This window comes from Agrobacterium fabrum str. C58 (assembly GCF_000092025.1).
In the GTDB taxonomy this organism is placed as follows: domain Bacteria; phylum Pseudomonadota; class Alphaproteobacteria; order Rhizobiales; family Rhizobiaceae; genus Agrobacterium; species Agrobacterium fabrum.
In genome coordinates this window covers 261436-286655 of the sequence record NC_003062.2, presented here as the reverse complement: position 1 = coordinate 286655, position 25220 = coordinate 261436, and the positions used below count along the sequence as shown (strand labels likewise).

Below are 25220 nucleotides of genomic sequence, written 5' to 3'. Positions count from 1 at the left end.
GCATGCATGTGATGATTTTCGGCGCGGGATATTCAGGGAAAGCCATTGCCAACGCGTTGAAAACCAAGGCTGCAAGTGTCTGCGGCACCACACGCAGCGCGGATAAGTTCGCAAACCTCGCCGCCGCCGGCATGACGCCGCTGCTCTTCGACGGCGTCCATCTCGATGACGATCTCATCGCTGCGATGCGCAATGTTACCCATCTCGTGCAATCCATCGCTCCAGGCAAGGACGGCGACCCTCTGTTTGCGCTTCTGGGCGGCGATCTGAAAAAGCTCCTGCCCAATCTGAAATGGTTAGCCTATCTTTCCACCGTCGGCGTCTATGGCGACCATCACGGCGCCTGGGTGAACGAGACGACACCCTGTCGCCCGGTCTCCGCACGCTCCGTGGAGCGGGTAGCCGCCGAGGCCGCGTGGACTGAGGCAGCCCAAAGCGCAGATGTGCCGCTTTCCATCCTGCGCCTGTCCGGAATTTATGGCCCGGGACGCAATACCTTCATGAATTTCGAGAAGGGAACGGCGCGACGGCTGGTGAAGAAGGATCAGGTATTCAATCGCATCCGTGTCGAGGATATCGGCGCGGCAATCGCCTTTCTGGCACTGAAGAACGAACGCGGCATCTTCAACGTGACCGACGACGAACCCTGCCCACCGCAGGATGTGGTGAGCTTCGCGGCCGACCTAATGGGTGTTGTCCCCCCTGCTGAACAGGATTTCGGAACCGCCGATCTGACGCCGATGGCGCGCTCTTTTTATGGCGAAAACAAGCGCGTTTCCAATGCTAAAATAAGGGAACTCGGCTTTGATTTCCGCTTTCCGGAGTATCGGCAGTCGCTGAAGCAATTATGGGAAAGCAGCCTCTGGCGTGGCTGAAAACAACCCCGTCAAAAACGACGAAAAATCCATCCAACGCCGTTTTGGCGGATAGTTTTCGTTGTATTTAAGCGAATTAAGACTTAATTAACTACGGCGAATCGCTAAAATCCTACTCATTGGAAAAATATTTCACTCACATTTCGTGAAGTGGATTCACGAAGCCGTGACTTGCAATAGCATTTCCATTGAACGTTGATTCTGCGTTATTTTTTCCGAGTTTTGACGGGAACGTCCACGCGACGCCTCTCCGGCTAACGATCACGAATATTACAGACTGTAACACTTCGTGATTTGAGATCAGCTTTTTTTCGCCATTTTTCCCTCGCCCTACAATCTCGCATCAAAAGGCGTTCAGGCCAGTTCATGGCCGTTTAGCAAGGGCACAATCAATCGGCGCGGGGCCGATTTTCAGGGAAGTACAGTTTGTTGAATATCCGTCGTATAACTTTCACCGCTGCAACTATAGCCGCCTGTTCCATCATCGCGCCTCTTCAGGCGAATGCGGCAAATGGTTGTGGAGGCGCATCGTGGTATGCGTTGTCCTCCAAGACTGCTTCGGGCGAGCGCATGAACGCCGCCAACCTGACCGCCGCTCACCGCTCCCTGCGGTTCGGCACCAAGGTCAAGGTGACGAATGCCCGCAATGGCAAGGCCGTTGTAGTGCGCATCAACGACCGCGGGCCGTTCATCAAGGGCCGCGTTCTCGATCTTTCCAAAGCTGCCGCCAAGAATATCGGCATGATCAGCTCCGGCACTGCCAAGGTCTGCTACGAGATCGTCAAGGCCGATTGAGCCTTGCCCTCGCCGCCATTCGCGTCTACCAACCGGGCTTATCAGCAAGAAGAGGTAGACAATGCGTTTGGGCGGGCGTTTGGCCGGAGCAATCGAAGTATTGGCGGATATTGAGGGACGCAGGCGTCCCGTCGCCGATGCGCTGAAGGATTGGGGTCTCGCCCATCGTTTTGCCGGCTCCGGCGACAGGGCCGCCATCGGCAACATCGTTTATGACGCGCTTCGTATGAAACTGTCGCACGCCTGGCTGATGGATGACGATAGCGCCGCCTCGCTTGCCTATGCTGTTCTGCTGCGGCAATGGGGCAAAAGCTTTGCGGAACTGACGGCGGAATTCGACGGCGATAAATTCGCCCCCGCCGCGCCCGACGCGGAAAGGCAGCAGGCCTTTCTTTCCCGTTCACTTTCCGACGCGCCGGCCTATATTCAGGGCGATGTTCCCGAATGGGTTCAATCTTCCCTCGAAACTGCCTTCGGGGAGCGTTGGCTCGCCGAGGCGCAGGCGCTCAACGAGCGACCGACCCTAGACCTGCGCGCCAACACGCTGAAGGCAACCCGGGACAAGGTTCTGAAGGCGCTTGAGGAAAGCGGCGCGGAAGCCACTCGGATTGCCCGGCAGGGTCTGCGTATACCCGCCGGTGAAGGCCCTTCCCGCCTGCCGAATGTCACCGCCGAACTTTCCTTCCAGAAGGGTTGGTTCGAGGTGCAGGATGAAGGCTCACAGATCGTCGCCGATCTTGCCGGTGCCCGGGAAGGTGAACAGGTCCTCGATTATTGCGCCGGTGGTGGCGGCAAGACGTTGGCCATGGCCGCCAGCATGAACAATAAAGGTCAGGTCCACGCTTTCGATGCCGATCGCAAGCGGCTCGCGCCGATCATCGAGCGGCTGAAGCGGGCCGGTACGCGCAATGTGCAGGTGCATGATCGCGCAGCGGGTCTTGCGCCGTTCCAGGAAAAATTCGACCGCGTTCTGGTCGATGCACCCTGCACCGGCACCGGAACCTGGCGCCGCCGCCCCGACACCAAATGGCGGCTGACGGCGCGCAATCTGGAAGAACGCGTGCAGCAGCAGGGCGAGGCGCTTTCGCAAGCCAAGGGTTTCGTGCGCCCGGGCGGCGAGCTACTTTATGTTACCTGTTCGGTTCTGCCCGAGGAAAATGAGCAGCAGGTCAGGCGCTTCTGCGAGGAAAATCCAGAATTTGCCATCGGTTCGGCTCTGGAGCGCTGGCAGTCGATTTTCAGTGGCAATGCGAATAAACCGCATTCTTCAGATGGCAAGACGGTGACGCTCACGCCTGCAACCACAGATACGGACGGTTTCTTCTTCTGCTTGATGAAACGCAAAGCATAAAGCAGGTTTTGCACGCAGCGATTTTACTTGGGAAATACCGCGCGGGCTTGTTTCAAAGCATTCTAAACTAGAATGTTTGACACAAGTTTGTGATTGGGTCAGAACTCGCTGGCCGCAGCCTGATGTCTTTTCATGGCTGCCCAAGGAGAGGGATCATGATCCGCAAAACCATTCTCAGCGCGTCTTTCGTGCTTCTGGCCGCATCGGCGGCCTTCACCGCGCTTCCCGCACAGGCTGCCACCGACGCTGCCGCCGTCATCAAGCATTATGCCGATGTCGCGCATGCCAAATACGAGGATTCGCTGACCACGGCGAAGGCGCTGGACAAGGCTATCGACGCTCTGATCGCAACGCCGAGCGAAGAAACCCTCAAAGCCGCGCGCGAAGCCTGGATCAAGGCACGTGTTCCCTACCAGCAGTCGGAAGTCTACCGCTTCGGCAATCCGCTTGTCGATGCTTGGGAAGGCAAGGTGAATGCGTGGCCGCTGGATGAAGGCCTGATCGACTATGTCGACGCCTCTTACGGCACCGAAAGCGACGAGAACGAACTTTACGTCGCAAACATCATCGCCAATCCGAAGATCAAGATCAGCGGCGAAGAGGTCGATGCCTCCAAGATCACCCCGGAACTGATCGAAAGCCTGCACGAGGCGGGCGATGTCGAAGCCAATGTGACGACCGGTTATCACGCCATCGAATTTCTGCTCTGGGGCCAGGATCTGAACGGCACCGGGCCGGGCGCGGGCAACCGCCCCTATACCGACTATGACAAGGCAAAATGCACGAATGGCAATTGCGACCGCCGCGCCGATTACCTGAAATCCGCATCGAGTCTGCTGGTCAAGGACTTGCAGGAGATGGTAGACGCCTGGGCGCCGGAGGGTGAAGCCACGAAGACGGTGGAAGCCGATCCGAAAGCGGGCCTCACCGCCATTCTGACCGGCATGGGCTCACTCTCCTATGGTGAGCTGGCGGGCGAGCGCATGAAGCTCGGCCTGCTGCTGCACGATCCGGAAGAAGAGCATGATTGCTTCTCCGACAACACCTATAACTCCCATCTCAACGACGCCATCGGCATCGCTTCGGCCTATACCGGCGACTATACCCGCGTCGACGGCACGAAGATGACCGGCGCCTCGCTGGCAGAACTCGTCGGCGCCAAGGACAAGGCGCTAAACGACGAAATGACGGCGAAGCTGAACAAGACGCTGAATGCCATGCATGCGATGGAAAAGCGCGCCCAGACGGTTGAAGCTTATGACCAGATGATCGGCGAAGGCAACAAGGAAGGCAACGCCGTGGTTCAGGCGGCCATCGACGGTCTCATTGACCAGACGAAGACCGTTGAACGTGTCATCGCGGCACTTGATCTTGGTAAGATCGAGCTTGAAGGCTCCGCGAGCCTCGACAACCCGAACGCCGTCTTCAAATAAGCGGCAAGGCGGGCCGCGATCCACTGCGGCCCGCCTACCAAATGTGCCTTCCGACCCCCATGGAATTGTCGCTGTCCCCGATCCGCAAGCCGTTTTTCTTCGCCGGGGCAGCCTGCCTTGTGGCCTCAGTGACGCTTGCCGCGCCGCTGCGTGACGACCTGACGGAGAAAGACCGAAGCCGCGTCCTGGCTGTCACTGCGCCTACGACCGATTTTACGAAGCCGAATCCCTTCGAGGCCATGTCCGGCGGCGCAACCACCAGCACCGGCACAGCCGGTGGCAACGCATTTTCCCAGCCCTCCGCCACCATGCCTTTCGAGCGGAAGCAGGATTTCAAGCTCGGCAACGCGCTGTTCCAGAAGCTCTGGGTCTCCTCACCCTCCTCCACGCAGGCTTCGGATGGGCTCGGCCCTTTTTATAACGCCCGATCCTGCCAGACTTGCCATGTGAAGGATGGCAGAGGCCGCCCGCCACTTGCCGGCGAAGACGCCGTTTCCCTGTTTCTGCGGTTGGCGCGACCGGCCCGGGACGAGACGGAACGGGCCGCGATTGCGCGCCATGAGGTGCTGAATTTTCCCGATGAGACCTATGGCCGGCAGTTGCAGAATCTTGCGATCCCCGGCCTCGCCGCCGAGGGCAGGCCGGTCATCACCTACACGGAAAGGCCCGTGCGCCTTTCGGATGGCGAAGTGGTGTCGCTGCGCAAGCCCACTTATGCCGCTACGGCCCTGAGATATGGCCCGCTCGGTACGGACACAACAGTCTCGGCCCGCATTGCGATGCCGACGCTCGGCCTGGGCTTGATCGAGGCCATTGCCGATGCCGATATTCTCGCCGGCGCAGACCCCGATGACAAAAATGGCGATGGCATTGCCGGGCGCCCGGCCTGGGTCAAGGATCATCGCACCGGCGAGATAAAACTCGGACGGTTCGGCTGGAAAGCACAGAATGCAAGCGTGCGCGACCAGAGCGCCAGCGCCTTCTCCCACGATATCGGCATTTCTACACCGGATGCGCCGAATGCCTATGGCGATTGCACCGATGCCCAGAAGGACTGTCTGGCCATGCCAACAGGCGTGCAGCCGCGGCTGGGGCCGGTGGAAGCGCCAGACCCCGTTCTCGATCTCGTGACCTTCTACACCGAAAACCTCGCGGTGCCACAGCGGCGCAATGCGGGGGATCGAACAGTTCTTGAGGGCAAGCAGCTTTTCTATACATCCGGCTGCACAGCCTGCCATACACCGAAATTCGTCACCCGCCGCGATGCTGGCGATCCGATGCATTCCTTCCAGCTGATCTGGCCCTATTCGGACTTCCTCCTGCATGACATGGGAGAGGAGCTTGCCGATGGCCAGCAGGTGGGGGAAGCCAGCGGTCGGCACTGGCGCACGCAGCCGCTCTGGGGCATAGGTCTGACGCAAAGAGTGAATGGCAACGGCTTTTACCTGCATGACGGGCGGGCGCGCAGCCTTACGGAAGCCATATTGTGGCATGGCGGTGAAGGGCAAAAAGCGCGCAACGCCTTTGCCGCCTTGCAAAAATCCGACCGGCAGGCTTTGCTGGCTTTTCTGGAGTCTCTCTAATGAACTTTGCCATGCGAAAAATTTCCGGCGTCATCTCCGTGCTGCTGCTTCTCACCACGCCGCCGGCAAGGGCACAGGATGTGGAACTGTTGCCACCCCCACCGCTCGACCCTGCGCAGGTGCGGGGCGTGATGGAAAAAGCGGTGAATGGCTTCATCCGTCCCGGTTATGACCACTTCCGGCAATCTGCGGAAACGCTGGAAGGCAGCATGAAGGCTTTCTGCGCCGCGCCCTCCAAAACGACGGAGGCGGCGGCACAGGCGGCTTTTATTGAAACGGTCTTGAACTGGTCGACAATCGAGATCGTGCGTGTCGGCCCTGTCATCGAGAAGAACCGTTTCGAACGCGTGCTCTATTACCCCGACAAGAAGGGTCTCGGACTGAAGCAGGTGCAGCGTTACCTCTCGGACAAGGATGAAAGCGTTACCACCGCCGACGGCTTGAAGGGCAAGAGCGTCGCGGCACAGGGGCTTGGCGCGCTGGAGTTCGTGCTTTACGGCACCGGCGCGGAAGAACTGCTAGACAAGAAAGGCGATTTTCGCTGCCGTTTCGGCGCCGCCATCGCCGGTAACATCGCCAATGTGGCGACGGAGCTTTCCAATAGCTGGAACGCACCTGACGGTGCGCAGAAAAACTGGACACAGCCGGGACCGGACAACCCCGTTTTTCGCGATGAACGCGAGGCGTTGGTTGCGCTGCTCGGCATTCTCGTGCACGGTGCAGAGGCTATCCGCGACCAGCGGATCGAAACCTTCTACAAGGGGCCGGACAAGGCGAAATTTCCCCGCACCGCCATCTACTGGCGCTCCGGCCTGACCTGGAAGAGCATCTCCACCAATATCAAGGCCGTGCAGACTCTCCTGCATACCGCCGACATGGTCGAACTCGTACCGCCCGATCAGCGCTCCATCGTCAACTCCATTGACTTCATCGCCAAATCGATGATCCGCGTTGCCGCAACGATCGATACGGATGTGGAAAAGGCACTGGACAAGGACGACCAGCGCGCCAAGGTGGATTACCTGTTGCTCAACGGCAAAGACCTGATCTACCGCCTCAACGACCAATATGGCGGCGCCATCGGCCTCAGCTCCGGCTTTTCCTTTGCTGACGGAGACTAAACGATGATCTCCGGCAGCAAGCGGATGCTGATCGACCGGCGCAGCTTCATCAAGGCGGCGGGTATTCCCTTTCTTGCCGCCCTCGCCCCGCGGTCGCTCCATGCGCTGGAACGCACAGACGCCGTCTTCGCCTCCGCCTTCCGCGCCCGTGATGGATCCTACGGCATTGCGACGGTAAGCGAGCGCGGCGAAATCATCGACCGCGTTGCGCTTCCCGCCCGCGCCCATGGAATGGCGACGAGCCATGCGACCGGTAGGACCGTGGCCTTCGCGCGCCGTCCCGGCACTTTCTTCATGGCTTTCGATCCCGTGCAACGTCAGGAGCCTGTCGTGATGCACGCGCCGGAGAACCGGCACTTTTATGGCCACGGGCAATTTTCACCCGATGGCGCAATTCTCTATGCCAGCGAAAACGACTTCGACGGTAACCGCGGCGTCATCGGCCTTTACGACGCCCGCAACGGCTTTGCCCGCATCGGTGAATATGACGCGCATGGTGTCGGCACCCATGACATGACGGTCAGCGATGACGGACGGCTGATCGTGATCGCCAATGGCGGCATCGAGACCCACCCGGATTTCGGCCGAACAAAGCTCAATATCGACAGCATGGAACCGTCACTCGTGCTTCTGGACGCCGCCACCGGCCAGCTGATCCAGAAACATGTAATGCCGGAGCAGCTGCGGCAGCTTTCCACCCGCCACGTCGATCTCGGCGATAACGGCCGCATCTGGTTCGCCTGCCAATATGAAGGACCGCGCAACAATCTTCCGCCGCTTGTCGGCCATTTCTCGAAGGGTGAGGATGTAGCCTTTGTCGATCTGCCGGAGGAAACGACGGTGCGGCTTGCCAATTATGTCGGGGCCATCGCCGTCAACCGGCGCGAAGGGCTGGTGGGTCTGACCTCGCCGAGCGGCAACGCCGCCGTGACGCTCGATGCAAAGACGGGCAGTGTGGTCTCCGAGGTCACCGTGCGGGAGGCGGCGGGCGTTGCGACGGCTGCAGGCGGCATTGCGGTTTCCTCTTATGACGGATTTTTCGAGGCTATTCGCAGCGACGTGGCCTGGGACCAGCATATCGTACGCCTGTCCGGCTAAAATACTGAAAAGGCAGGGAACAAAAGCATGGCCAGCGCATTTGAGGCGTCATGAAGAACCTTGCCGTGTATATTATTTTTGTGGTTGTTGTTGTTGCCATCGGGGCGTTGATCGGCGTCAACAATGTGCCGGGCGAATGGTATCAATCGCTGCAGAAACCATTCTTCAATCCCCCCAACTGGATTTTCGGGCCGGTCTGGACTGCGCTTTACGTGCTGATCGGCATCGCCGGCGCACGGACGTGGATACGGAAACCGATGGGGACGCGCATGCGCCTCTGGTTCACGCAGATGGTGCTGAATTTCCTGTGGTCGCCGATCTTTTTCGGCATGCAGAGCCCGGCCGGCGCGCTCGTCATCATCATCCCCATGCTGATCTGCATCATCGCCTTCATGGCACTGACCTACCGTCGCGACCGCATATCCATGTGGCTTTTCGCACCCTATGCCCTATGGGTCGCCTTTGCCACGGTGCTCAACGCAAGTATCGGCATGCTGAACTAATTCGCCTTACGCCCTTGCCTTGCCCGACGCCACGCGCCATGTCAGTCTGCGACGGGGCAGAAGGCAGGCAGGTAGGCCATGGAGATTACGGATCCCGGCGATTTTCGCCAGCGGATAGAAACAAGCTTCGCGCGGCAGGGCGTGGTGCAGGCCATCAATGCCGAGATAAGCCGCATCGAACACCGGCTGGTGGAAATAGAACTGCCCTTCCATGAAAAGCTGACACAGCAGCATGGCATATTGCATGCGGGCGTCATCGCCGCTGGCCTCGACACCGCCTGCACTTACGCGGCCTATACGATCATCGAACCGGAAGCCTCGCTACTGACCATCGAATTCAAGGTCAACCTCATGTCGCCGGGACGTGGTGAGCGGTTTCTGTTTCGCGGCGAGATCATCAAGCCCGGCAACAATCTGATCGTGGCGGATGGTCGTGCCTATGCCCTGTCCGATGGACCGGCGAAGCTGATCGCCTCGATGACGGGCACGATGATGGTGGTGAAGGGGCGCGAGGATATTACCGGATGAGCTACCGGCTTTCGCATGTTGCGGATAAATCCGTTCTTTTCGTTATGGCGGCCTCCGCTGAATACGGCCCCCATCTGCAGGCGCGCATCGCGCCACTCATGACCGGCGTCGGCCCAGTCGAGGCGGCCATTTCGGTGACCGCCATTCTTGCCGGTCTCGATGCCGCCGACAATTTGCCCGACCTCGTCGTTTCGCTTGGCTCCGCGGGTTCGCGGACATTGCAACAGACGGGCATCTATCAGGCGGTTTCGGTTTCCTATCGCGATATGGATGCATCCGCCTTCGGTTTCGAAAAGGGGCGAACGCCGTTTCTCGATCTGCCCGCCGAAGTTGCCCTGCCTTTGCGGATACCCGATATTGCCGAGGCTAGGCTTTCCACCGGCGGCAACGTCGTTTCCGGAGAGGCCTATGGGTTGATCGATGCCGATATGGTGGAAATGGAGACCTTTGCGGTCCTGCGAGCATGTCAGCGCTTCGGTGTGCCGCTCATCAGCCTGCGCGGTATTTCCGACGGCAAGGCCGATGTGAACCATGTGGATGACTGGACGGCGTATCTTGATATCATCGATGAAAAGCTCGCCAATGCCGTCGATCGGCTCTGCCGCGCCATCGAGGATGGGGTGATTGCCCTTTGAAACCTTGCGATTTTCGCAAATTTCCGCCCTTTGACGCCCGCTTCCGGGTTGCCTAAAGCCCCGCTTTTCTTTAAAGGCTCGCCATGACCCAGATAGCCCATCCCGACAGCATTCTCATCATCGATTTCGGCAGCCAGGTGACGCAGCTGATTGCGCGCCGCATCCGCGAAGCCGGGGTCTATTGCGAAATCCACCCGTTCCAGAATGCCGCAGAGGCTTTCGAGAAGCTTCAGCCCAAGGGCGTGATCTTCTCCGGCGGCCCCGCATCCGTAACGGCTGAAGGCAGCCCGCGCGCGCCGCAGGCGGTGTTCGACAGCAAGGTTCCGATCCTCGGCATCTGCTACGGCCAGCAGACGCTCTGCACGCAGCTCGGCGGTGTGGTCGAAGGTGGCCACGCGGCGGAATTCGGCCGTGCGGATATCGATATCAAGAAGGCTAGCCCGCTGTTCGAAGGTTTCTGGGAACAGGGCAAGAGCTACCCGGTGTGGATGAGCCATGGCGACCGCGTAACAAAGCTGCCGGAAGGTTTCGAGGTCATCGCGACCTCCGAGAACGCTCCTTTCGCCATCGCGGCTGACGAGAAGCGTCACTATTACACCACCATGTTCCACCCGGAGGTGGTGCATACGCCTGACGGCGGCAAGCTGCTCTCCAATTTCGTGCACAAGATCGTCGGCCTCAAATCCGACTGGACGATGGCTGCCTACCGCGCCGAGATGATCCGCAAGATCCGCGAGCAGGTCGGCACTGGCCGGGTGCTCTGCGCACTTTCCGGCGGCGTCGATTCCTCGGTTGCAGCCATTCTCATTCATGAGGCGATCGGTGATCAGCTGACCTGCGTTTATGTCGACCACGGCCTGATGCGGCTTGGCGAAAGCGAGCAGGTCGTCGGCATGTTCCGCGATCACTACAATATTCCGCTTGTTCACGTCGACGCCGCCGATCTGTTCCTCGGCGAATTGTCTGGCGTTTCCGATCCGGAAGTGAAGCGCAAGACCATCGGCCGCCTGTTCATCGAGGTGTTCGAAGCTGAGGCGGCCAAGATTGCCGCCGATGGCAAGGGTGCGCCCAAGTTCCTCGCTCAGGGCACGCTTTACCCTGACGTCATCGAAAGTGTATCCTTCTCCGGTGGCCCTTCGGTCACCATCAAGAGTCACCACAATGTCGGTGGCCTTCCCGAGCGCATGAACATGCAGCTCGTCGAGCCGCTGCGTGAACTCTTCAAGGATGAAGTGCGCGCACTTGGCCGCGAACTCGGCCTGCCGGAAAGCTTCATCGGTCGTCATCCCTTCCCCGGTCCAGGTCTCGCGATCCGCTGCCCGGGCGCGATCACTCGTGAGAAGCTCGATATCCTGCGCAAGGCGGATGCGATCTATCTCGACGAAATCCGCAAGGCCGGTCTCTACGATACCATCTGGCAGGCCTTTGCCGTGCTGCTGCCGGTGCAGACCGTGGGCGTGATGGGCGACTACCGCACCTACGACTTCGTCTGCGCGCTGCGCGCCGTGACGTCAGTGGATGGCATGACGGCGGATTTCTATCCCTACGACATGAACTTCCTCGGTCGTGCGGCAACCCGCATCATCAACGAAGTGCGCGGCATTAACCGTGTGGTCTACGACGTGACGAGCAAGCCGCCCGGCACGATCGAGTGGGAGTAAGGACTATAATCGACACAGCGTGTTGCTGCGGCAATACCACTGTGTCGAGCACAGTTTGAACGATAACGCCGCGACTAGTTCGCGGCGTTTCTGTTTTGTCTTGCGAGATAGATGATCTGGGCGGCAAGACCGACAACGAGGATCGCCAGCAAACCCGCCTGAACGCCGAGAAGCAGCGGTGATTTCAGATCGGTGACAAAAGGATGACCGTCCGGAACACGGCGCAGCGTCTCGGTCGCTGTCGGCACCATCAATAGAAACGCGCTGACACTGAGACAGATGGTCTCAACATATCTGGCGACGCGCGTTGAGCCGAGAATGCGCTCGATCCCGTAACCTGCAAGCAGGAACAGGATGGTCAGCGCGCCAATGGCGTAGCTGACCGGCTGATGCGCCACGAGGAAGGCCGTCGCAGCACCGATCAGCATGGAAACAAAATAGATTGCACCCGGCGTGGATCGGGGAACGATTCGACCGTGACGGGCAAACATGTAGATGGCCACGGGAATGGCCGGCAGGCTGCCGAGTGTGTGGACCCAGCCAAGCGGAGAAATACCGAACATATGAGATTGCCTTTCTCTTCCAGAAAGATGGGTGGTCCTGGGAGCAGATTGTCACCGACATATCTGCAAGCGTAGCGTTGTCTGTTGATTGGTCGGCAGCTCGCTCGGGTCATGCATCCACGCCCCTTACAAGGTGTAATTTCAAGCGGTGATGCGCTCCAGCATGGGGCGGGTTATCGCGCCAAAGGTCGCGGCATCGCCGTGCGCACGCGCTGAAAGCATTGCGCCGTGCACCGTAGCCATGAAGATTTCAGCATTGGCCCGTGCTGTTCCCGTCAGTACAAGGCGTCCCTGGGCAATGCCGCGCTCCAGCACGGCGGTGAGCCAGTCCGAGAGACTTCTAAAATGCGCACGCACTTCAAGAACGACCGTTTCGGGAAGAACCGGTATCTCGCTGGCAAGCAGCGCACAGACGCAGAAAGGATGGGTCGCGTCAGCGATACAGCCTTCCCAATAGCCGATATAGGCGCGAAGCTGTTCCAGCGGATCAGAAATGTTTTTTTCCAACTCGGCGATCCCTGCTTCAGCTTCCTGCCTGTATTGTGAGACCAGTTTGCAGACCAGGTCAGATTTGCTGGGAAAATGGTGGTGAATGCTCGCATTGCGAATACCAACTACCTGGGAGATATCCGCGTAGCTGAAACTGTTATAGCCACCTCTTATGATCAGGGTGCGTGCGCACTGGAGAATATCATCGGCTTTGCTTTGAGGGTTTTTCATGCGCGATACCTACCAATTAGTAGGTAGATTGTCAATGGTGCCGTGTCATAAGGCTATCGATCTTTCCGGCATGCGGCGCGGACACCGCAATTCGTTCTCTTTTTGTTCTTTTAATTTCTCATTGGCGATGATAATGTCGCGAGCTTGGAATAGACCGTGGAGCATCGTCATGGGTTTGGAGTTGACGGATAAAGAAGGGTTGAGGCAGCTTTTCCTTGAAGGGTTCGAGCTGGAGAAACAACGCCGGATCAATCCGCGATTTAGCAGCAAGGTTCTGATCGTGGTGAAACCGCCGGCGGCCTTGGCGGAGAGAATTTTCACCGATGCGTCGAGCCATGCCGCAGGGCGGACGAAGCGTGAGGCCTATCCTGCGGAGCTTCTGCATATCACCCTGCTCTGTGTCGGGTGTTTCGACACCGTGCCTCGCGGCCTGGCAAACCGGCTGAAGGAAGCACTGGGGGAGATAAGGGCGCGGCCCGTTCCGATCACATTCGATGGGAGTTCGCTTTTCGGCAATCGCAACTGTCTGGTGCTAAACAGCCGCCGCGAGATGCTGGAGCTCAGGGCTTTGGCGAAGGTGGTGCAGCGCGCCCTCTGGCGGGCAAATCTTCCCTATATCGCCGCATCATCGTTTATGCCGCACCTGACTATGATCTATGGCTGCGGGAAAATCGAAACCATGCCGGTTGAAAAACCCTATAGCTGGCTGGCAGGCAGTTTCGAAGTCATCTTCAGCCATAATGGGGAAACGCGGCACGAGTCCCTGGGACGCTTCGCGCTTTCCGCGAAGGCGGACCGCTACGAGCAGCCGGAGAGTCAATTATATCTGCCGCAAAAAGTATTCGGTCCATCGAAGCGGCCAACCCATAAGATAGCGGCGCGATAAGGTGGGGCCAAAAAAGCGTGGCTCCCATGCCCGAAATTATCCGCCTCCGCTGCTGGGCAACTATACGAACAAAGGCGCAGTTCAAATCATCCGAGGCGCCTGCGGAAAACCGACGTGGATTCCGGTGCCAGGCGCAAGCGAGGCGAAGTCGCCTCGCTACAAACGATAACCAGCTTAGAGCTGGACCTTGTCGAAAGCCTTGCCGTCGATACCGAGAGCTTCGAGATCGGCGCGAGCGGGCTTGCGATGTGCGCGAACAGCGGCCGAAACCGAGAGCGCTGCACCGAGAACGGCGAAAGTTTCACCGAAGAAGTTACGCGATGTCTTTGCAACCTGACGCATTTTTCTCTCCATCTTTGATGCCTAAATAATGGGGATTTCCACCGCGTTCTACAACTCATGATGTAGCAGGGAAGCCATGCAGCTTTGCTCGCGCTCGTTCGGATATCAGCCACTTCGATTTTGCATGGCTCAGGCATCATGCTTCGAAAATGGCGCAACGCACCTCAGGCGGCGGCTTGAATAAGATGGATATTTTGTTATGCCGAAAAGCTTAAAGACGAAGAGGCGGTAGCATGACGGTCACGATTTACGGCATCAAGAATTGCGACACGATGAAGAAGGCCAGAAGCTGGCTGGAGTTGAACGGCATCGATTATTCTTTCCACGACTACAAGGCAGCCGGCATCGACCGCGCCCATCTGGAAACATGGTGTGATGCCGCCGGCTGGGAAACGGTTCTCAACCGGGCCGGCACGACCTTCAAGAAACTCGACGACAGCCAGAAGGCCGATCTTACCCGCGAAAAGGCCATCGGACTGATGTTGGATCAGCCCTCGATGATCAAGCGCCCGGTGCTGGAGGCGAAGGGCAAGATAACCGTCGGCTTCAAGCCGGAAATCTACCAGACCGTTTTTGCCTGAACGCAGCCCACCATGTCCAAAACGACCCGCGCCACCCAGATGCTGACGAAGGCCGGCATTGCCTTCGCCACCGTCACCTATGATTACGACCCGAATGCCGACCGCATCGGCCTGCAGGCGGCCGAGGCGATCGGTGAGGCTCCGCATCTTGTGCTGAAGACGCTGATGGCGGAGCTGGACGGCAAGCCGGTTTGCGTTGTCGTCCCCTCCGACCGCGAGGTGAGCATGAAGAAGCTTGCCGCCGCCTTCGGTGGCAAATCCGCCAACATGATGAAACCCGCCGATGCGGAGCGGGCGACGGGTTACCATGTCGGCGGCATCAGCCCTTTCGGTCAGAAGAAACAGGTGCCGACAGCCATTGAAGCCGATGCCATGGTGCATGATTACGTCTACATGAATGGCGGGCAACGTGGTTTGCAGGTAAGGCTTTCGCCCCGTGATGCCCAGAAAGTGCTTGATGCCATTGTCGCACCGCTGGTCGCGGAATGAGGCGAAACGGCGGCCCTTGAAAGCATTTGGCTTTCGGAAGGAATGGGCTATGGTCGGCGCCTCCTATTGAAATAGACGAAGGCAGATCATGACCGTTTCCCCCATCGATCCCGTCAAACTCGAAAAACTCGCGGAAGTCGCCATCAAGGTCGGCCTGCAATTGCAGAAGGATCAGGATCTGGTGATCACTGCCCCGCTGGCGGCCCTGCCGCTGGTCAGGCTCTTGACCAAGCATGCCTATATCGCGGGCGGCGGGCTCGTTACCACTTTCTACTCTGACGAGGAAACCACGCTTTCGCGCTACCGCCACGCCAGCGACGCGAATTTCGACCGGGCTTCCGGCTGGCTCTATGAGGGCATGGCGAAGGCCTATGCCAATGGCGCGGCGCGGCTGGCGATTGCCGGTGATAACCCCATGCTGCTTGCCGAAGAGGACCCCGCCAAGGTCGCGCGCGCCAACAAGGCCAACTCCACGGCCTATAAGCCGGCGCTGGAGAAGATTTCCAATTTCGATATCAACTGGAACATCATTTCTTATCCCAACCCCTCCTGGGCAAAGCAGGTCTTCCCCGGCCTCACCGAGGATGAAGCGGTGCGCAAGCTCGCGGATGCCATCTTCGCCGCTTCGAGGGTGGATGTGGCCGATCCCGTCGCCGCATGGGCGCAGCACAATGCCAATCTCGCTAAGCGCTCCGCATGGCTGAATGGCGAACGCTTTTCTGCGCTGCACTTCACTGGCCCGGGCACCGACGTAAAGATCGGCCTGGCGGATGGCCACGAATGGCATGGCGGCGCTTCCATGGCGAAAAACGGCGTGACCTGCAACCCGAATATTCCGACCGAAGAAGTCTTCACCACACCGCATGCGCTGCGCGTTGACGGTTACGTCTCCAGCACCAAGCCGCTGTCGCATCAGGGAACGCTGATCGACGATATCCAGGTGAAGTTCGAAGCCGGTCGCATCGTCGAAGCCAAGGCTTCCAAGGGCGAAGCCGTGCTGAACAAGGTGCTCGACACCGATGAAGGCGCGCGGCGTCTCGGCGAAGTGGCGCTTGTGCCGCATTCCTCGCCGATTTCGGCAAGCGGCATCCTGTTCTACAACACGCTGTTCGATGAAAACGCCTCGTGCCATATCGCGCTCGGCCAATGCTATTCAAAATGCTTCCTCGACGGCGCCTCGCTGTCGCAGGATCAGATCAAGGCGCAGGGCGGCAATTCCAGCCTCATCCATATTGACTGGATGATTGGCTCCAACAAGGTGGATATCGATGGCGTGAAGCCGGATGGCTCCACGGTTCCTGTCATGCGCAAGGGCGAATGGGCCTGACGGGCCCCCTACCTCGGTAACTGGCTGCGCTGACTGAGCCAGATGCTGAAAAGCACGGCAATGAACCCGGCAATCTGCGCTGGCGCAAGGCTTTGGCCAAGCGCCAGCCAGCCCAGCAGGGTGGCCACGACAGGACTTAAAAAACCGAGCGATGCGGCCGCAGAAGGCTCGATGCGGGCGAGCCCACGAAACCACAGAAGATAGGTGAGCGCCGCACCGATGAGGCCGAGATAGGCCATGCCCATCACATTGACCGCCGTTGGCGCTGGCAGGGCCGGCTCCAGAGCATAAGCGACCGGCAAAAGAAGAATGCCACCGGCCGTCAATTGCCAAGCTGTGAAGGTGAGGTTCGAGACGGGCGGGCGCCATTTGCGGGTCAGCACCGTTCCGAAGGCCATGGAAACGGCGCCGGCAAGACCCGCGGCAACACCGATACCATCTAGTGCCGCGCCGGGCGTTAGCACCAGAAGCGCAACACCGGCAATGCCGAGAAAACCGGCGCCGATGGCGAGCGGCCGCACCGGGGTTGAGAGAAACAGCCGCGACAGACCGATAACGATGAGTGGTTGCACCGCCCCCACCGTTGCGGCGACACCGCCGGGCAACCGATAGGCCGAAACGAAAAGCATTGCCCAGAAAAACGAGAAATTCAGCGCGCCGAGAATGAAGCTGCGCGGCCACCAGATACCCTGTGGCAGCTTTCGGACGAGAAGCAGCAGCAGGATACCGGCCGGCAAGGCGCGCAGCATGGCGACATGCAACGGATATCCCTGCGGCAAAAATTCCGTCGTGACGAAATAGGTGGTCCCCCAGATGGCGGGAGCAAGTGCTGTGACCAGCACATCGGCGGCATAGGTCATATTTTTCTTCATCTCAAGAATCTCTATATCAAGATAGATTCAGCTTAGTCGATTTTATCTTGACGTCAAGATATCAATTGTTATGCCTTGGTGATGAGCAAGAAACCCATGGACCACGTCGACCATATTCTCGCGCAATGGCGCAAGGAACGACCCGATCTCGATGTCGGCCCGATGGGGCTGCTCGGGCGCCTGCACCGGCTCAGCACGTATCTTGGCCGCGAGGTGGAGGCGGTGCTCCTAAAACATGGCCTCTCCTCCTCCGCTTTCGATGTGCTGGCGACATTGCGACGCGCGGGCTCGCCCTACCAACTCTCTCCCGGCGATCTGCTGGCTATGACCATGGTTAGCTCCGGCACCATGACAAACCGGATCGACCAGCTGGAAAAAGCCGGGCTGGTGGAGCGCATTCACAATCCGCAGGACCGGCGCAGCGTCTTGATATCGCTGACGGAGCGTGGCTTTGCCATCGTCGAGGAGGCGGTGGGTGCGCATGTCGACAACCAGCATCGTCTTGTCGCCCATCTCAGCGAAGAGGAGCGGGATACCCTTGATGGGTTGCTGAAGCGGTTTCTGCAGGACTTCGAGGAATAGATTTACGTCGCAGATGGAACCGTGCAATCGCGCGGGCCAGGGCGCTTGTCTACGTAGAGAAAATCCTGTAAGCAATTTTCCATAAACCTGTACTACAGGTTGGAGGAAAAATGTTAAACGCCATTTCGCATGATTCCGGCCTCGTCAGCAGCACGATCGGCGCGATCACCCGCCATATCCGCGAAAACGAGCTGGCGCCCGGCGCGAAGCTGCCGAGCGAACTTTCGCTCTCGCAACAGCTGGGCGTCTCGCGCACGGTCGTTCGCGAGGCTTTCCGGTCTCTGTCGGCCATGCGGCTGATCGACGTCAACGCGGGCAAGCGCGCAACCGTGGCGACGCTGGACCATGGTGCGATGTCGCTGATGTTCGAGCATGGCATTCACACCGAGCAGATCAACATCCAGCAGATTTACGACGTACGCCGCACCATCGAAGTCAGAACCGTAACGCTCGCAGCGCTCCGGCGCACCGACGCGGAAGCGCTTACCATCCTCGACCACGCCAACAATATGGAGCGGGACTTCAGCGACAATGACAGGGTGATGGAGCATGACCTTGCCTTTCACCTTGCTGTTGCCAGAGCCTCCAAGAACCCGGTTTTCGAACTCATTCTCGGCGCTTTCCAGAATGTGACACGCCAGACCTGGCCGATCGGCTGGAAAAGCCGCACCTCCGATGCACAGCGCCTCGCCGCGTGCGAACTGCATATCGCCATCGGACAGGCCATTGCCGCAGGCGACCCGCAAACCGCCTCAACGCTGATGGCGCGGCATTTCGATGAAAGTGTGCATGCACTTCTGGCAGCCGGCATCGCCTGATTTTTTCAACGCAGTCCCAGATGGAAACGACTGCCTCTGGAGGAGACACCATGAAAATCACAAAACTCGAGACCGTCCGTGTGGCGGAACGGACGAACCTGCTCTGGGTTCTGGTCCATACGGATGAGGGCATTACCGGGCTCGGCGAAACCTTCTTCGGAGCGGAGACGGTGGAGACCTATGTGCATGAATATATCGCCCCCCGCGTGATCGGCCGCGATCCGCTGCAGATCGACCTGCTGGCTCAGGACCTTGTCGGTTATCTCGGATTCCGTTCATCGGGAGCGGAAGTGCGCGGCAATTCAGCCTTCGATATCGCGCTGTGGGACATTTTCGGCAAGGCCACCAACCAGCCTATCGCCCAGCTGCTCGGCGGCTTCAGCCGCAGGGAAATCCGCACCTACAATACCTGCGCGGGCACCGAATATATCAAGAAGGCCACCGGCCAGCAGACGGCTAATTATGGCCTCTCCGGCGGCAAGGACTATGATGATCTGAACGGCTTCCTGCATAGGGCGGACGAGCTTGCCCATTCGCTGCTGGAAGACGGCATCACCGCCATGAAGATCTGGCCGTTTGATGCGGCGGCGGAAAAGACGCGCGGGCAATATATCTCGATGCCGGACCTGAAAAGCGCGCTCGAGCCGTTTGAAAAAATCCGCAAGGCGGTGGGCGACAAGATGGATATCATGGTGGAGTTCCACTCCATGTGGCAGCTTCTGCCCGCCATGCAGATCGCCAAGGCGCTTACCCCCTACCAGACCTTCTGGCATGAAGATCCGATCAAGATGGATAGCCTTTCCAGCCTGACACGGTATGCCGCCGTGTCGCCCGCACCGATTTCCGCGTCCGAAACGCTCGGTTCCCGCTGGGCTTTCCGCGATCTCCTGGAAACGGGTGCTGCCGGTGTTGTCATGCTTGACATCAGCTGGTGCGGCGGCCTTTCGGAAGCGCGCAAGATCGCCTCCATGGCGGAAGCCTGGCACCTGCCGGTGGCGCCGCACGATTGCACGGGGCCGGTGGTGCTCTGCGCCTCCACGCATCTGTCCCTCAATGCGCCGAATGCGCTGGTGCAGGAAAGCGTGCGCGCCTTCTACAAGACCTGGTATCGCGATCTCGTCACCGCTTTGCCCGAGGTGAAAAACGGCATGATCACCGTGCCGCCGGGTGCTGGCCTCGGCATGGAGCTGCATCCAGATATCGAAAAGACCTTCACCGTCAGCCGCCGTTTTTCGGATGCGGCGTCGATCTGATCAGAACAGGTTGCCCTGATTACCCGGGTCAGAAGAAGCCGGTTTCGCCGGCTTCTTTTTTGGCGCGGCGGCGGTCTCCGGGGCGGGTGTCCCCTCTCCCGTCGTGATGGCAGAAACGCGACCATCGGCAAATTCCATCGAGACCGCAGCGCCTGAGGCAATGGCGGCGGCACGGGTCAGCGGCCGGTTCTCTTCGTCACGGATCACGGCATAACCGCGATTCAGCACGTTCTTGTAGGACAGAGATTGCAGGATACGATCATGAGCGGCGAGACCGGAACGGTTCTGCGCCATGCGGTGCAGCACCGCTGTATCGGCCCGGCGTGCTGCGGTGACGACCCGTTCCTTCTGCCGTTCCAGCTGGCCAAGCAGGCGGGCAGGAAGCGAACGCAGCGCGGAATCGAATGAATCAACCCGGCCTTTGCCCTGCAACAGACGGCGCTCCACCAGGGTCTCGGCCCGGTGCATACGCTCGGTGATGCGCTGCCTATGGTGTTTGAGGCCGTTCAGCAGGGTTTCCGGTCTCAGTCCCGAGGCGGAACGTTCGAAAGCGCGGCGCTTGTTCAGCGTCGTCAATTCCAATCCACGCCCAAGACCACTCGCAGCCTCATCGAAACGGCGGCGCGGCAGGGCCAGAAGTTGATCGAGCGACGGCAAAGCGCGCACCAAAGCGCGCACGCCCTGGCGGCGATTGTCCATTTGCCGCGAGACCGAACCGGAAAGGCGGGCAGCGAGACCGGAAAGCTGCGCTTCGAGTTCCGCCCGTACCGGCACCGCCATTTCGGCAGCGCCTGTCGGCGTCGGCGCGCGCACATCAGCGGCATAATCGATCAATGTCGTATCGGTCTCGTGTCCGACGGCAGAAATCAGCGGGATTTCGCTCTCAGCTGCCGCGCGCACGACGATTTCGTCGTTGAAGCTCCAGAGGTCTTCCAGGCTGCCGCCCCCGCGCGCGACGATCAGCACGTCGGGACGGGCAATGTCGCCACCGGGCTTCAGCGCATTAAAACCGCGAATGGCGTTCGCCACCTCCTCGCCCGAGCCTTCGCCCTGCACCTTGACCGGCCAGACGACGACGTGGACCGGAAACCGATCCGAGATACGGTGAAGAATATCGCGAATGACCGCACCCGTGGGCGAAGTGACGACGCCGATGACACGCGGCATGAATGGCAGGGGACGCTTGCGGGCCGAATCAAAAAGCCCCTCTGCCGCCAGCCGCCGGCGGCGATCTTCCAGAAGCGCCATCAGCGCGCCGGCACCGGCAGGCTCCAGGCTTTCGATGACGATCTGGTATTTCGAAGAGCCGGGGAAGGTGGTGATCTTGCCGGTGGCGATCACTTCCATCCCCTCTTCCGGGCGGAACTTCAGCCGTGAAAACGTGCCCTTCCAGATCACCGCGTCGATACGGGCACGATCATCCTTCAGCGAGAAATAGGCGTGGCCGGAAGAATGCGGGCCACGATAACCGGAAATCTCGCCGCGCACCCGCACCTGCTCGAAAGCCGTCTCCACCGTGCGTTTGATGGAACCCGACAGTTCGGACACCGAAAATTCGGCAAGATTGCTCAAGGCGGTGTGGGAGAAGATATCGCTCATGACCGTTTGTAACCAAAAGCCGTCGATTCGGAAATGCCGACATCGGCTCACCGATTTTAACGTCGATGAAACCATATCCTCAACTAACGAGTTAGCAAAACAGGGATTGGAGGAGAAAACAAGGGTTCGTTAGGGAACGAGACGCTACGTCTTGTTCCAGACCCGGCAACCAAAAGAGGAGGCGGCATCATGATTTTTCTTACCGCCACAGTGCTTGGCGTAACCGCAGTGGCGTTGCGCTCTGTCTTCAGCATCGTTTTCATCTGCATGATGATTATCGGCGCCTACGGTGTCGCGATGGTGCTTTCTTCCACGGCCGTGCCGCTGATGTCGCTGCTTCTGGCGCTTGCCGGTTATAATTTCGGCGTCGTGGGTGTCGTGATCGGCCTTCTGGTGCTGCAGCGCCCGCGCTCCACGCAGCCGACGCTTTAAAGCCCACCCCGTTGAGACTTCCGCACTTCGCGCTGACCGAAATTTGCGGATTGGCCGTCGATCTTGCCGTTACCTGTGTGCTTATTTTCTATCTCCGCGTCGATCCGCTGGTGGCCCGGTTACCGGGTGCGGCGGCGGGACTTGCGACGAGCTGGCAGCTTAACCGTTCGAATGGCGCAGAGTTGAACGGCTTTCTGAAGAATGCCGTCACACTCATATCCCGGATCGTCGGCGTCGGCCTGTTTGCCCTGTTGCTATGGCGCAACCCGCTTTTGCAGCCGTTCATCCCGCTCGCACTTTCAGCGATCGCAGCATTGGTCCTGGCGCTTTACGGATATTTTCGGCTGCAAAAACAGCGGACTTAAACCGTTTCCCAACCATCCTTTTCCGCCGCGCGGTAGATGGCGTCGATGAAAAGCTGGTTCTTCCTCGAATTTTCCAAAGTAACGACCTCTCCCTCGCCTCTCACCGCACGGGCAAAGGCCTCCGCCTCGAGCTTGTACTGACGGCTATCCTGAAACCGGAAGACCTGCGACTGGTTATGGGCCTGATTGGTCAGTTCGATTTCCTCAGCCCCCCAGCGATTGGCGTTGAACGGAGATTTGACCTCGATGTAGCCATCGGTGCCGTGGAAGACCATGAGCTGACGGGAGGCAAGCTGGGTTGCCAGATAGAAGCTCAGCTCGAACGTGCCGAAATCGGCCCGGACGCTGGAATAGATATCGGTGCCGAATTCCCTGTCACGCTCCACCGTGGCCTGCACGCGCCTGGGCTCGGCGCCGGTGGCGAAGCGGGTAACGATGGTCGGGTAGACGCCGATATCAGGCAGCGCCCCACCACCCAATTCGGGAATATTGCGCATATTGCCGGGATCCCGATTGAAATAGCTGAAAGCGCCCTGCACATGTTTCAGTGTACCGATGGCGCCCGACGCCAGCAATTCCTTCACCTTGGCCCAAACAGGGGAATAGGTGACCATGAAAGCCTCGGACACGATGACACCATTGCGGTCCCTCGCAGCGATGAGCGTATCGATCTCTTCTGCCTTCAACGCAATCGGCTTTTCGCAGAGAACATGTTTGCCGGCATTGGCGGCCTTGATCGTCCACTCCACATGTTGCGCGGTGGGAAGCGGAATATAGACCGCATCGATCACATCCGATGCGAGCATCTCCTCATAGGAACCGAAGGCATGAGGCACGGAAAAACGCTCGGCAACCGCGCGCGCTCTGGCGTGATCGCGGCTGGCGATGGCACTGACCACGCAGTTTTCCGCATCCTGTATCGCCGGAATGACGTGATCCTGAGCGATTTTCGCCGTTGAGATTATTCCGAAGCGCAGCATTCCATTCTCCCACTCTGCCATTTGCCGGAAACTTATCACCATCGCAGGAGCTGGCAAGCCGCCGGCAGGCAACGAGATAAGGTATGGCCGGATTTGTCCTCCCTTTGTCGGTTTTTTTGCTTTTATCCGCATAGGAGAAGGAGAATTATGCTACCCATGACCACACTGGAGAATCATAAAATGTCCTCGTCCAACACCGCACTTCTCGTCATCGACGTTCAGGAATCCTTTCGGCATGCCCCCTATTTCGAGGAAAGCGGGCTTGCCGCCTATCTGGAGAAGCAGCAGGCACTGATCGACGGCGCCAAGGCAGCGGGAATCCCCGTCGTGCAAATCTTCCATGTCGATGGCGACCGGGCCTTCTCGAAAGACAGCGGTTATATCCGCGCGCTGGAGGGTGTGCGGATTACCCCTGATGTCACCTTTCACAAGAGCCGGCACTCGGCCTTCGCCGGCACCGGTCTCGAGATCTGGCTGACGCAGAGAGGCATAAACCGGCTGATCGTTTCCGGCATCCGCACTGAGCAATGCTGCGAAACCACCACCCGGCACGCATCCGATCTCGGATATAGCGTCGATTACATCACCGAGGCGACGCTGACCTTTCCGATGACGCATCCCTCCGGCACGGTGTTCAGCGCGGATGACATCCGCAAGCGGACCGAGCTGGTGCTGGCCGGCCGCTTCGCGCGCATCGCCACTGTGAGCGAGGCACTTGCACCGCTGAAGGCGGCAGCCTGATGGATAAAGGCGGCACACGCGTCATTCCCTTTTATACGCTTGTGCCGCCGCACGCGTTGCTGCTCGATATTGCCGGGCCATTGCAGGTGATCCGCTATGCCAATAACGAGCAGAACGATGTTTTTTTCGACTGCCGCTACATCGCAGCACAGGAAAAGCAGCAGTCCTCGATCGGCCTTGGCATTTGCGGGCTTGAAACACTGCCTGCCACCCTGCCGGAGAATGCCTTTCTGCTGATCTCCGGCAGCACCTCGCGCTCCGAGAGCGAACCGGAAACCCGGCGGGAGCGGCAGGCATTGGCAGCATGGCTGCGCCGCGTCGTGGGTCTCGACACGACAGTCATTTCCATCTGCTCCGGCGCATTGCTGGCGGGTGAGGCCGGGCTTTTCGACGGGCGGAGCTGCACCACGCATAGCGACTGCATCGAGACGCTCCGCCGTGTCGCGCCCTTGTCCCAGGTGGCCGAAAACCGGCTGTTTGTCGAGGATGGCAACCGTTTTTCCAGCGCAGGCATCTCCACCGGCATCGACCTGATGCTGCATGTGGTTTCGCGGCTGACATCCCTCGCCGTCGCGGCGCGCATCGCCCAAACCATGGTCGTTTACCTCCGGCGCAACGGCAATGATCCGCAGATTTCCCCCTGGCTGACCGGCCGCAACCACATGCACCCCGCCATCCACCGGGTGCAGGACCGGGTGATGGCCGAACCAGCGCGGGACTGGTCGCTGGAGAGGTTGGCCGATATCGCAGCACTCAGCGAAAGGCATCTGTCGCGCCTGTTTCGCGAGCATACCGGCATCAGCGTCATCGATTACGTCAACCTGATGCGGGTCAATCTGGCCCGTGACATTCTTTCAAATAGCCGTCTCGATATGGAAGCCATCGCCGAGCGGGCGGGCTTTGCCTCTGCCCGGCATTTGCGGCGCGTCTGGCAACAGCATAATCGTTATCCGCCCAGCCATTATCGCGGCTTTCAGGCCTGATTTTCCCGGCTGTCACCCGCTCGCTGATGAGTGACATCAAAGGAATTGAATGGTTATGCAGGCGGGCAGTTGCTAACCTGCGGCAAAGTCAGCAACAGGAGCAT

At 59.3% G+C, this 25220-nt stretch carries 28 protein-coding genes; 22 read left to right on the top strand and 6 right to left on the bottom strand.

Annotated features, from left to right (window positions below):
- Window positions 1-2 precede the first annotated feature (2 nt).
- From ATU_RS01395 to guaA, 11 genes are all read left to right on the top strand, one after another.
- Window positions 3-875, top strand: coding sequence for an SDR family oxidoreductase (locus ATU_RS01395; RefSeq protein WP_010970799.1), 873 nt, complete (start codon window positions 3-5; stop codon window positions 873-875).
- Between the two features lie 426 nt (window positions 876-1301).
- On the top strand, window positions 1302-1670 hold the full coding sequence (locus tag ATU_RS01390) for a septal ring lytic transglycosylase RlpA family protein (RefSeq protein WP_010970798.1): 369 nt from the start codon (window positions 1302-1304) through the stop codon (window positions 1668-1670).
- Between the two features lie 61 nt (window positions 1671-1731).
- Window positions 1732-3021, top strand: a complete 1290-nt coding sequence (locus ATU_RS01385; protein WP_010970797.1) for an RsmB/NOP family class I SAM-dependent RNA methyltransferase — start codon at window positions 1732-1734, stop codon at window positions 3019-3021.
- Window positions 3022-3176: 155 nt separating this feature from the next.
- A complete protein-coding gene (locus ATU_RS01380; protein ID WP_010970796.1) occupies window positions 3177-4454 on the top strand; it encodes an imelysin family protein in 1278 nt (425 codons plus the stop codon).
- Window positions 4455-4513: 59 nt separating this feature from the next.
- Entirely contained in the window at window positions 4514-6037 is a 1524-nt protein-coding gene (locus tag ATU_RS01375) for a di-heme oxidoreductase family protein (protein ID WP_035256673.1), read from the top strand.
- Window positions 6037-7158, top strand: coding sequence for an imelysin family protein (locus tag ATU_RS01370; RefSeq protein ID WP_010970794.1), 1122 nt, complete (start codon window positions 6037-6039; stop codon window positions 7156-7158). The genes ATU_RS01375 and ATU_RS01370 overlap by 1 nt, the downstream gene beginning before the upstream one ends.
- Window positions 7159-7161: 3 nt before the next feature.
- Window positions 7162-8256 carry a DUF1513 domain-containing protein gene (locus ATU_RS01365; protein WP_010970793.1) on the top strand — a complete coding sequence of 365 codons (1095 nt, stop codon included), beginning with the start codon at window positions 7162-7164 and terminating at the stop codon, window positions 8254-8256.
- Window positions 8257-8306: 50 nt separating this feature from the next.
- Window positions 8307-8759: a TspO/MBR family protein gene (locus tag ATU_RS01360; RefSeq protein ID WP_010970792.1), complete on the top strand. Its 453-nt coding sequence runs from the start codon at window positions 8307-8309 to the stop codon at window positions 8757-8759.
- Between the two features lie 78 nt (window positions 8760-8837).
- A complete protein-coding gene (locus ATU_RS01355) occupies window positions 8838-9287 on the top strand; it encodes a PaaI family thioesterase (RefSeq protein ID WP_006310129.1) in 450 nt (149 codons plus the stop codon).
- Entirely contained in the window at window positions 9284-9922 is a 639-nt protein-coding gene (locus tag ATU_RS01350) for a 5'-methylthioadenosine/S-adenosylhomocysteine nucleosidase (protein ID WP_010970791.1), read from the top strand. Before ATU_RS01355 ends, ATU_RS01350 begins: the two co-directional genes overlap by 4 nt.
- An 83-nt stretch (window positions 9923-10005) precedes the next feature.
- Entirely contained in the window at window positions 10006-11583 is a 1578-nt protein-coding gene (gene guaA, locus ATU_RS01345) for a glutamine-hydrolyzing GMP synthase (protein WP_006310127.1), read from the top strand.
- A 74-nt stretch (window positions 11584-11657) separates the two neighbouring features.
- Here the strand turns inward: guaA and ATU_RS01340 are convergent, their stop codons facing one another.
- Both ATU_RS01340 and ATU_RS01335 read right to left on the bottom strand, forming a co-directional pair.
- Window positions 11658-12146 carry a hypothetical protein gene (locus ATU_RS01340; RefSeq protein ID WP_010970790.1) on the bottom strand — a complete coding sequence of 163 codons (489 nt, stop codon included), beginning with the start codon at window positions 12144-12146 and terminating at the stop codon, window positions 11658-11660.
- A 141-nt stretch (window positions 12147-12287) separates the two neighbouring features.
- Window positions 12288-12866 carry a TetR/AcrR family transcriptional regulator gene (locus tag ATU_RS01335; protein ID WP_010970789.1) on the bottom strand — a complete coding sequence of 193 codons (579 nt, stop codon included), beginning with the start codon at window positions 12864-12866 and terminating at the stop codon, window positions 12288-12290.
- 169 nt (window positions 12867-13035) lie between these two features.
- Here ATU_RS01335 and ATU_RS01330 point away from each other — a divergent pair, with 169 nt between their 5' ends.
- Complete coding sequence (locus ATU_RS01330) at window positions 13036-13752, top strand: 2'-5' RNA ligase family protein (protein WP_035256117.1); 717 nt, start codon at window positions 13036-13038, stop codon at window positions 13750-13752.
- A 174-nt stretch (window positions 13753-13926) separates the two neighbouring features.
- On the opposite strand, the gene ATU_RS26505 is transcribed toward ATU_RS01330, so the two are convergent.
- Window positions 13927-14094, bottom strand: coding sequence for a hypothetical protein (locus ATU_RS26505; protein ID WP_003503889.1), 168 nt, complete (start codon window positions 14092-14094; stop codon window positions 13927-13929).
- 233 nt (window positions 14095-14327) lie between these two features.
- Here ATU_RS26505 and ATU_RS01325 point away from each other — a divergent pair, with 233 nt between their 5' ends.
- The 3 genes from ATU_RS01325 (at window position 14328) to ATU_RS01315 (ending at window position 16491) form a co-directional block, all read left to right on the top strand.
- Window positions 14328-14675: an ArsC family reductase gene (locus ATU_RS01325; RefSeq protein ID WP_010970786.1), complete on the top strand. Its 348-nt coding sequence runs from the start codon at window positions 14328-14330 to the stop codon at window positions 14673-14675.
- A 12-nt stretch (window positions 14676-14687) separates the two neighbouring features.
- On the top strand, window positions 14688-15164 hold the full coding sequence (gene ybaK / locus ATU_RS01320) for a Cys-tRNA(Pro) deacylase (protein WP_010970785.1): 477 nt from the start codon (window positions 14688-14690) through the stop codon (window positions 15162-15164).
- 88 nt (window positions 15165-15252) lie between these two features.
- Window positions 15253-16491 carry an aminopeptidase gene (locus ATU_RS01315; protein WP_010970784.1) on the top strand — a complete coding sequence of 413 codons (1239 nt, stop codon included), beginning with the start codon at window positions 15253-15255 and terminating at the stop codon, window positions 16489-16491.
- Between the two features lie 8 nt (window positions 16492-16499).
- Here the strand turns inward: ATU_RS01315 and pecM are convergent, their stop codons facing one another.
- Window positions 16500-17363, bottom strand: a complete 864-nt coding sequence (gene pecM / locus ATU_RS01310) for a 4-hydroxybenzaldehyde efflux transporter PecM (RefSeq protein WP_010970783.1) — start codon at window positions 17361-17363, stop codon at window positions 16500-16502.
- An 81-nt stretch (window positions 17364-17444) separates the two neighbouring features.
- On the opposite strand from pecM, the gene ATU_RS01305 reads away from it, so the two are divergent.
- The 3 genes from ATU_RS01305 (at window position 17445) to ATU_RS01295 (ending at window position 20016) form a co-directional block, all read left to right on the top strand.
- Entirely contained in the window at window positions 17445-17945 is a 501-nt protein-coding gene (locus ATU_RS01305; protein WP_035256110.1) for a MarR family winged helix-turn-helix transcriptional regulator, read from the top strand.
- Window positions 17946-18055: 110 nt separating this feature from the next.
- Window positions 18056-18763 (top strand): FadR/GntR family transcriptional regulator, encoded by a 708-nt coding sequence (locus tag ATU_RS01300; protein ID WP_010970781.1) that lies wholly within the window; start codon window positions 18056-18058, stop codon window positions 18761-18763.
- Window positions 18764-18813: 50 nt separating this feature from the next.
- Complete coding sequence (locus ATU_RS01295; RefSeq protein WP_010970780.1) at window positions 18814-20016, top strand: mandelate racemase/muconate lactonizing enzyme family protein; 1203 nt, start codon at window positions 18814-18816, stop codon at window positions 20014-20016.
- Here ATU_RS01295 and xseA read toward each other — a convergent pair whose 3' ends face one another.
- The gene (gene xseA / locus ATU_RS01290; RefSeq protein ID WP_010970779.1) at window positions 20017-21615 is read right to left on the bottom strand and encodes an exodeoxyribonuclease VII large subunit; all 1599 of its coding nucleotides are present in this window, start codon (window positions 21613-21615) and stop codon (window positions 20017-20019) included.
- 189 nt (window positions 21616-21804) lie between these two features.
- Between xseA and ATU_RS01285 the strand changes: the two genes are divergently transcribed.
- A complete protein-coding gene (locus ATU_RS01285; protein ID WP_010970778.1) occupies window positions 21805-22047 on the top strand; it encodes a hypothetical protein in 243 nt (80 codons plus the stop codon).
- A gap of 11 nt (window positions 22048-22058) precedes the next feature.
- Window positions 22059-22412, top strand: coding sequence for a hypothetical protein (locus ATU_RS01280; RefSeq protein WP_010970777.1), 354 nt, complete (start codon window positions 22059-22061; stop codon window positions 22410-22412).
- On the opposite strand, the gene ATU_RS01275 is transcribed toward ATU_RS01280, so the two are convergent.
- The gene (locus ATU_RS01275) at window positions 22409-23392 is read right to left on the bottom strand and encodes a Gfo/Idh/MocA family protein (RefSeq protein WP_010970776.1); all 984 of its coding nucleotides are present in this window, start codon (window positions 23390-23392) and stop codon (window positions 22409-22411) included. The two genes, ATU_RS01280 and ATU_RS01275, sit on opposite strands and share 4 nt — an antisense overlap.
- A 180-nt stretch (window positions 23393-23572) precedes the next feature.
- Between ATU_RS01275 and ATU_RS01270 the strand changes: the two genes are divergently transcribed.
- Entirely contained in the window at window positions 23573-24133 is a 561-nt protein-coding gene (locus ATU_RS01270) for a cysteine hydrolase family protein (protein WP_010970775.1), read from the top strand.
- Window positions 24133-25116, top strand: a complete 984-nt coding sequence (locus ATU_RS01265; RefSeq protein ID WP_010970774.1) for a GlxA family transcriptional regulator — start codon at window positions 24133-24135, stop codon at window positions 25114-25116. Before ATU_RS01270 ends, ATU_RS01265 begins: the two co-directional genes overlap by 1 nt.
- The last annotated feature ends 104 nt before the right edge of the window (window positions 25117-25220 follow it).